A 1,522-nucleotide genomic window follows, 5' to 3' on the forward strand; every position below is an offset into this window, starting at 1 on the left:
CCTGGGGACGCTTGCTGGGCTCAGGTGTTTGGGACATCAGGCTTCGAGGAATCGCGCTTTTTCTGGCCCCCGAATGGCGAGATGGTCTTTCTAGCTGCGCTCCAGGCCCAGCTTGAAGACTTCGTCCAAGCTGCCCGCGGCGGAGTGTCTCACGGTGCAACAGCAAAAGACGCTGTTGCAGCTCTCGCCATTGCCGAAGCAGCCACTGCAGTCCTGTCAGTGTGAGCAAAATCAGTTGAAGGCGGCCGTCCGCTCGGCTGTCGCGTGAACTCGTCCTATCAGACTGCGGCCGGTTTGGTCGCAAGTAAAAAGCAAATCCATGACTATGCTCTGACGGGCAATGAGCGTGAAAATACCGGCGCTGCAAGCCGGCGTCACGGTATGGGAGAGAGTAAGATGAACAGTGTTGCCAAAAGCGATCAACCCAGGATCGAGGTGCCCTTTGTAGTGGTCAATATCGATGACGTCGGTATGTGTCATGGGGCCAATCGGGCTTACCTCGAATTGCGCCGGCTCGGAGCCGTTGATTCAGGATCCGTCATGGTCCCGTGCCCGTGGTTCCTCGAGATCGCCGAAGCCGGCGTCCTGGAACCTGAGCTCAATCTCGGTATTCATCTCACACTTACATCCGAGAAGCGCCACTATCGCTGGCGCCCTCTGACTAAGGCTACGCCAGCATCAGGCCTTACCGACAGCAACGGCTTCATGTGGCAAACCGTATCGGACTTGCGGCGCAATGCACATCCAGATGCGGTAGAAGCGGAGATGCGCGCACAAATCGAGGCTTTCTTCGCTGCGGGCCTGACCGCATCGCACATCGATGGCCACATGGGTGGTGTATTTTCGCCTGAATTCGTGGATCGTTATGTTGCGCTTTGCCTTGAATTTCAGCTGCCCGCGCTGTTTCCAGCGACGATCGAGACATATGGACCTAAACACAATCTCGGAGAAGTCGATCAAAATTCATACGAGAGCTCGGCTCAACGACTCGTGGACGCAGGCGGGATTCTGGCAGCCAGAGCTCTGGAAACACCGTGGCACACAATGCGACCCGCCCGTGAGCGTTATGAACATCTCTACCGACAAATCGCACCCGGCCTTAACTTCCTCTGCCTGCATGCGAATGCGGCAGGAGAGATCGAAGCGATAGAGCCCGATTCAGCACGAATTCGGATCGAAGAGTATGAGCTTTTAAAAGACACCCCCTTCCGCGAATGGGCGGACAGCCTCGACGTACAACGAGGATCGTTGCGCGACGCCATCGCTTTTGGCCCGCCGTGAGCTGGGGCGGCTGAGCCTCTGTCCGGACTGCGTGCGCAGATCGGCCTGAGGGGCAAAGATAATCCAATATACCCTGCAGCCGCTTGATCCTCCCGGCGGCGCGGGCCGGGGCGACACATTGGACAGCGTGTCGCCCCGTAAGACACGCTGCGTTTGGATTTGCCGAGATCTTGGCAGCTGATAATCGTTGCTTTCGGTTTCTGACGACGAACATCCCCAGGCAGAAATTCTGAGGGAGGGG

Annotated in this window: 1 protein-coding gene and 1 pseudogene; both read left to right on the plus strand. The window is 57.5% G+C overall.

Annotation, left to right across the window (positions count from 1 at the left end):
• A pseudogene (locus A3AY_RS40230) lies at positions 1 to 225 on the plus strand (Gfo/Idh/MocA family protein); the annotation flags it as partial.
• Positions 226 to 396: 171 nt separating this feature from the next.
• Positions 397 to 1,281 carry a polysaccharide deacetylase family protein gene (locus tag A3AY_RS0134235; RefSeq protein WP_026204124.1) on the plus strand — a complete coding sequence of 295 codons (885 nt, stop codon included), beginning with the start codon at positions 397 to 399 and terminating at the stop codon, positions 1,279 to 1,281.
• Positions 1,282 to 1,522: the final 241 nt, after the last annotated feature.

The organism is Rhizobium giardinii bv. giardinii H152 (genome assembly GCF_000379605.1).
Lineage (GTDB): Bacteria > Pseudomonadota > Alphaproteobacteria > Rhizobiales > Rhizobiaceae > Pararhizobium > Pararhizobium giardinii.